Origin of the sequence: Ruminococcus callidus ATCC 27760 (assembly GCF_000468015.1) — a bacterium.
In the GTDB taxonomy this organism is placed as follows: domain Bacteria; phylum Bacillota; class Clostridia; order Oscillospirales; family Ruminococcaceae; genus Ruminococcus_C; species Ruminococcus_C callidus.
On the sequence record NZ_KI260345.1, the window covers coordinates 10,271 to 15,552 of the forward strand.

A 5,282-nucleotide genomic window follows, 5' to 3' on the forward strand; every position below is an offset into this window, starting at 1 on the left:
TTTGCAGGGTATCGGTCGGGAAGTACAGCAGCGTTCCCACCGCCATGACTGCTGCCGACGAAAGGGCAGCCAGCCGTTTCCATTGTTTTGTCATATTTTCCTCCTTTTTGTTTGAATGTATTATATATTCTGAATGATATTATTATAGCACGGCAAGGCAGTATTTGTCAATAGAAAAAGTGTATTTTTCCATTCTTTTTTGAAAAATAGTATCATTCTATCTTCTTAATCAAAAAGATGCAGTATTGCCTTATATCACTGCCCGTTCAATCCGGCAAGTATGCCGCTTCTCCTTATCATAATTCACGCCAACCAAAAGAACCTCGCCGGTATAATTCTTCAGGCAATCCAGATAATCCTTCCGCTTGATCTGTTCCACTGCCTCTTCTGCGGAATGCCCCCACTTCAGCTCAACGATCAGAGCAGGCAAATCGCAGTTTCGATTCGGCTCAAACACAATATCTGCAAAGCCTTTTCCAGCCGGCATTTCTCGGTGCAGGGTGTAGTTCTTCTGAGCAGAGTAGTATGCAAGGGAGATCACGCAGGACAGAGCGTTTTCATCGTTGTATTTCAAGATCGATGCATTCGCCTGATGTGCCTGTTCGATCAGTTCGGCAACTGTTTCCGCATCGCCGGAAAGGGTAGCTTGCAGCAGCCGCTCCGAGGAACGAATTGCCTGTACAACTGGCTCCCAGCCGCCGTCTTCAATGGAATTGATAAACTCCTGCCGCACTTCTCCGTTCGGAATCCACACCACACGATTCTGTTCATCATAGGTCAAGTATCCCAGATGCACCAGCAGCGTAAGAACATCATCCGCACTGTGGAATGTGGTCATGTCATTCTGGAACTTATCCGGATTCACAGGCACTTTTTCGCCTGCGATCATCTGTACGATCTTGTCACGCAGCCCGTCCTGATTCAGGTCAATGTACACTTTCAGTGCTTCATAGGTTTCTGTCTTTGTCCAGTAGTTGCTGAATTTTCCACGGAGCATAGCTTCTACCACAGACTTGGGATTGTAGATCGAAACGCCGTCTACACAGTAACCGTCATACCACTTCTTTGTCTCTGTAAACGGCATCTTGTACTGCTCACACAGTCGGCGGACTTCCTGTTCTGTAAAGCCGGTAAACTCTTCAATGGGAGAGGCATCCGTCATAGAATATTCGTAAAAAGCATTGATGGCAGAGTGCTCTCCGTATTTTTTGATGGGTAAAATTCCCGTCATGTAGGCAAGGGCAATGTAACTCTTGTCCTTTAACAAATCTCTCAAAAAGTCCAAGTATTTTGTATGTTCTTCCAGCTGGTTTTTTCGAGAACGGAAAATGCAGTCCCATTCATCGATAATAAAGATAAATGGAACCTGACTGTCCTCATAAATGTCATCTAACATAAATGTTAAAATAGTCTTATCCAAATAATCCACATCCGGATATGCCCGCAGCAGATCACGCCCTACTGCTTTTGTAACCAGCGAAATCATCTGTTCAATGGTTTGTGTTTTACTCAGAAAGTTTTGCATATTCAAGTGAACCACATTGTATTGATTCAGATGCTCTTCAAATCCCGTATGCTTTGCAATTTTCAGTCCTTGAAACATTTCTCTGGAATCACAGCCACGACTGTAGTAAGCCGTCAGCATATTCGCCGCCATAGACTTTCCGAATCTTCGTGGACGGCTGACACAGATGTACCCCTGTTCTGTATTTAATTTCTTATTCGTATACGCAATCAGTTCTGTCTTATCGATGTAAATCTCAGAATTTAAGCTCTTCTGAAAATCAACATTTCCCGGATTCAAGTAAACACCCATTGCATTTCCCTCCTTGCTGTGTTTTCAATTTCTTTCCCTTTATTATACCACAGCAGAGGGGAAAAAGCAACTTTTTCATACACAAAAAGCTCCGGATTTTCCCGCCACTTAGGACGATCCGGAGCTTTCTCATTGTGACATGTTCTTTCTGCTACTTAGCAGAAGTACGTATTGGTTGAACCCTTCTTCTTTCCTTTGGTCAGATGCGGCAGCATTCCCTGATTGTACAGCTTGCTGACGGCTCTGCCCACTCTGCACTTATCTCCACGAGATAGCTGTTGATATAGTCCGGGACGGTTCATTTCAATGATGTCCCGTACACGCAGCTGCTTTCCATGGGTACTTCTGCATCGGATGACACAAGCAATTGCCATCTGTGCTAACTTCTTGTTGGTATAGTTATAAGTAAGTACGAAAATCTGCTTCATAAAAATAGCCCCTTTCAAAATTCCACGTTGATTTCTTCGCCGTCTTCTGCGATCTTCTGGAAAAGTGCTGCTTTTGCCTGTTCCTGCCGCAGCTTCTCGAGAGAGATGATCTTGACTCTTTGTCCGATGATGCCTTTTGGAAAGGAAAGCTTTTTCTCCTGCAGAAGCGGCTGCAGTTCTTCTTCGTTGATCGTCACGGTTCCCTTGTTGGTGTAACAGCCATTCTGGTCAATTCCCAGAATCGTCAGCGTATATTGTTCAAAGTCGTTCAATTTCTCAATTGCAGTTACCAGTGCTTCGGTACACGCAATGGGATTTTCAAATTGATATGTCATGATGCCAATTCCTTTCTGTTGTCGTTGAAGTATGCTTTTGTTTCTTCATCTATGAAAACACCGTGCTGAAAGTTCACGGTGATGGTTTCTTTACCGATCTGAATGTCCCGTAGCACAGCCTCTTTCAGTGCAGCTGCCTCCGGCGATCTTTCAGTACACATGTAGTTTGTAAACTTTTGAACGATCTCCTGGTATGTTGCATCATTCACCGCAGAGATCGGATTGTCCAAAGCATCCAGCTGCTGTTTCAGCTGCTGGAGTTCCTGTTCGTTTTTCTCAACGGAACGCAGGATGGTTTCGGTAGCACGTCCCTGTTCCAGGTATGCCATCAGATTGGCGTTTGCCTTTTCCAGTCCGTTGATCCGATTTTGTATGGTGTTGGTCTCTCCGCTCTGCATCAGTTTTCGGAGAGAAAGCTTCTGGTTGACTGCCTCGATGATCTTTGGCTGGTTGGCCGGCTGAAAGAGACAGTTCTTCACTGCGTGAAACACAAACGGTGCCAGCTGGTCTGCCCGCACGCTGGGATGCCGCAGTCACAGCTTCTTCGGTACTGCAGGTACTTGTGCCCGTTGCTGTGGTTGACGTTGCCGGAGAACGGCTTGCCGCACTTCGGACAGCGTGTGAAACCGTTGAGGGCGTAGTAGTTCTTGCCGGTTCGGCTGGCTGTCCGCCGGCGGTTCTGTGCCAGCTTCTCCTGGACCTTGTCGAAGCGTGCCGGCTCGATGATCGCCGGCATCCCGTCCGGGATCTCTATGGGATCCGGCTTGATCTTGTGGGAGTTTCGGTGTCCGTCGCTGTCCTTGGCAGCTGTGCGGTCGTAGGTGTAAGTGCCCTTGTATTTCTGGTTCGTCAGGATGGTGTGGATGGCGGTGTCTGAAAAGTCGTTGCCGCCGGTGGTCTTGTATCCCTTTTCTCTCAGATGTTTTTTGATGTAGCTGTAGCCCATGCCGCTGCTGTAAAGGGTATAGATGTCACGAACGATCGGTGCTGTCAGAGGATCGATCTCATAGAGTCCAGCCTCATTGACTGTATAGCCGATGGGTGGAACGCCGCCCAGATGACGGCACTGTCTGGCACTTTCCAGCAGTGCCGCTCTGGTATTTTTAGAAATGTTGTCTGATGTTTCCTCTGCCGCTGCCGCCTTTACGATCGTGGCAAACTTGCTGTAGTCCTCAGATGCTGTATCAATGCTGTCATTCACAGCGATCAGCCGGATCCCATGTGATTCCATCCATTTCAGGTCTTCGATCTGATTCCCGGTGTTTCTGTGGAGCCGGTCCAGTGCTCTTACCACAACGATCTTTGCCTGTACTTTTCCGGACAGGATATCATTCTTCATTTGCTGGTAGCCTTCCCGATTGGTGTTTCTGCCAGTCTTGGCGTAATCGTGATAGATCTGTTCAATGGTCATCTGATGTGCTTCTGTGTAATTCTCCGCACACGTCATCTGTGCCGCCGGACTATTGCCGTTGTCCTGGGCATGTGAACTATAGCGAATATAGACGAGTGCAAGCTGCGTCTTTTTTGATGTATTCATTGCAAAATCCCTTTCCCTTCTGTTTTTTCTTGCCACTCCAACCGCACTCCGGCGGCGGTCGTACGACCCAGTATCTCATGATGCACGCTCCTCCATCAGAATCGCAACGAGAACATCAGCCGCCAGATCGATCATGCGATCGTCGGCAGCTTCTTCATCAGAAGCTTTTTGTTTTTCTGTATCACAGCCGTCATAGTAAAAAAAGCTTTCCCTCAATCGGTTTCGGCTGATCTGTAATCTGGTAATCTCTTCCATAGGCAGCTTCTCTTTCCTCCATTATCTGCATCGGTCCCAGGCTTTGCCTTTTGTAGGTGTAAACGGCATCATTCACCGGACCAAAGGCTTCATCGATCTTCGGATAGCAAAACCGGTAGCCGTAGCTGACAACGCCATCGATACTGATCTTTGCCTTAATGCGGTTTTTCTCCGGTGTGACCAAGTATCCTTCATCCAGAAGAACACGAACTGCGGTTTTTTTATCGGTGGCTCCGATCTGTTCCAGAATCTGTTCAAAGGTGGACTCCAAGATCTCCACCTTTATCGGCTTCTTTTCCCGATCCAGTGTCCATTTGATACCCTCCAGCATTTTGTAGCTGCAGGAGATATAATTGAAGATACGGCATACCAGGTTTTTGCCCGGATGTGCCTCTTCAGTGATCTCACCATGCAGAAGCACGCACATCTGCTTTAGGATCTCCGTATTGGTCTGAATGCCCAGTGTACTCAACATCACAGATGTTGTTATGATCATGGCGTAGTTCATAGCGAGCCGTTCCGAAAGGCTGCATGTTTCCGGAAACAGTTCCAGCAGTTCTTCACGCACGTCTTGAAACTGCTGTAAGATCTCCGCACTGTCCGATGCAAGAAGATGCTCTGCCAGCAGAGAACCTATATATCCGTAGTTTTTGCCTGTAAATGCCTTGATCTGTTCCGAATGGGTACCATCTACTGTGTAGGTCAGTCCATCCAGTGTGATCACTCGAGCAACGATTCCTAGGTTGTCTCGTTCGGCATTCACAAGGTAAGACTCCGAGCTGAACAACGCAGTACACGCCCAGCTGTTCCGATATTTTAACTGGGCATTGCTGTCAAGCCGAAGTTTTTCCTGCCCTTGTGTAAAAGCATAGATGAAATTAGGGCAATACCGCACAAAGAGCGTCTGGCGA

7 protein-coding genes are annotated in these 5,282 nt (G+C 47.2%); all 7 read right to left on the reverse strand.

The genetic code is table 11. The features are described 5' to 3' along the window. Window positions 1-250 precede the first annotated feature (250 nt). Window positions 251-1,816, reverse strand: coding sequence for an AAA family ATPase (locus RUMCAL_RS04435; protein ID WP_021681375.1), 1,566 nt, complete (start codon window positions 1,814-1,816; stop codon window positions 251-253). Window positions 1,817-1,971: 155 nt separating this feature from the next. Next, a complete protein-coding gene (locus RUMCAL_RS04440; protein ID WP_040646991.1) occupies window positions 1,972-2,244 on the reverse strand; it encodes a hypothetical protein in 273 nt (90 codons plus the stop codon). A 14-nt stretch (window positions 2,245-2,258) separates the two neighbouring features. Continuing rightward, a complete protein-coding gene (locus tag RUMCAL_RS04445) occupies window positions 2,259-2,579 on the reverse strand; it encodes a hypothetical protein (RefSeq protein WP_021681377.1) in 321 nt (106 codons plus the stop codon). Further along, window positions 2,576-3,070 (reverse strand): hypothetical protein, encoded by a 495-nt coding sequence (locus RUMCAL_RS04450; protein ID WP_156902414.1) that lies wholly within the window; start codon window positions 3,068-3,070, stop codon window positions 2,576-2,578. The genes RUMCAL_RS04445 and RUMCAL_RS04450 overlap by 4 nt, the downstream gene beginning before the upstream one ends. Beyond that, the gene (locus RUMCAL_RS04455) at window positions 3,055-4,116 is read right to left on the reverse strand and encodes a recombinase family protein (protein ID WP_021681379.1); all 1,062 of its coding nucleotides are present in this window, start codon (window positions 4,114-4,116) and stop codon (window positions 3,055-3,057) included. The genes RUMCAL_RS04450 and RUMCAL_RS04455 overlap by 16 nt, the downstream gene beginning before the upstream one ends. A 75-nt stretch (window positions 4,117-4,191) precedes the next feature. After that, window positions 4,192-4,332 (reverse strand): hypothetical protein, encoded by a 141-nt coding sequence (locus RUMCAL_RS15375; RefSeq protein WP_021681380.1) that lies wholly within the window; start codon window positions 4,330-4,332, stop codon window positions 4,192-4,194. Then, window positions 4,307-5,134, reverse strand: coding sequence for a hypothetical protein (locus RUMCAL_RS15830; protein WP_169725983.1), 828 nt, complete (start codon window positions 5,132-5,134; stop codon window positions 4,307-4,309). Before RUMCAL_RS15830 ends, RUMCAL_RS15375 begins: the two co-directional genes overlap by 26 nt. Window positions 5,135-5,282: the final 148 nt, after the last annotated feature.

What these genes read in the sequence shown, in the direction of transcription:
- RUMCAL_RS04435 (WP_021681375.1), bottom strand. Translation starts at nt 1,816, where the DNA reads ATGGGTGTTTACTTGAATCCGGGAAATGTTGATTTTCAGAAGAGCTTA.
- RUMCAL_RS04440 (WP_040646991.1), bottom strand. Translation starts at nt 2,244, where the DNA reads ATGAAGCAGATTTTCGTACTTACTTATAACTATACCAACAAGAAGTTA.
- RUMCAL_RS04445 (WP_021681377.1), bottom strand. Translation starts at nt 2,579, where the DNA reads ATGACATATCAATTTGAAAATCCCATTGCGTGTACCGAAGCACTGGTA.
- RUMCAL_RS04455 (WP_021681379.1), bottom strand. Translation starts at nt 4,116, where the DNA reads ATGAATACATCAAAAAAGACGCAGCTTGCACTCGTCTATATTCGCTAT.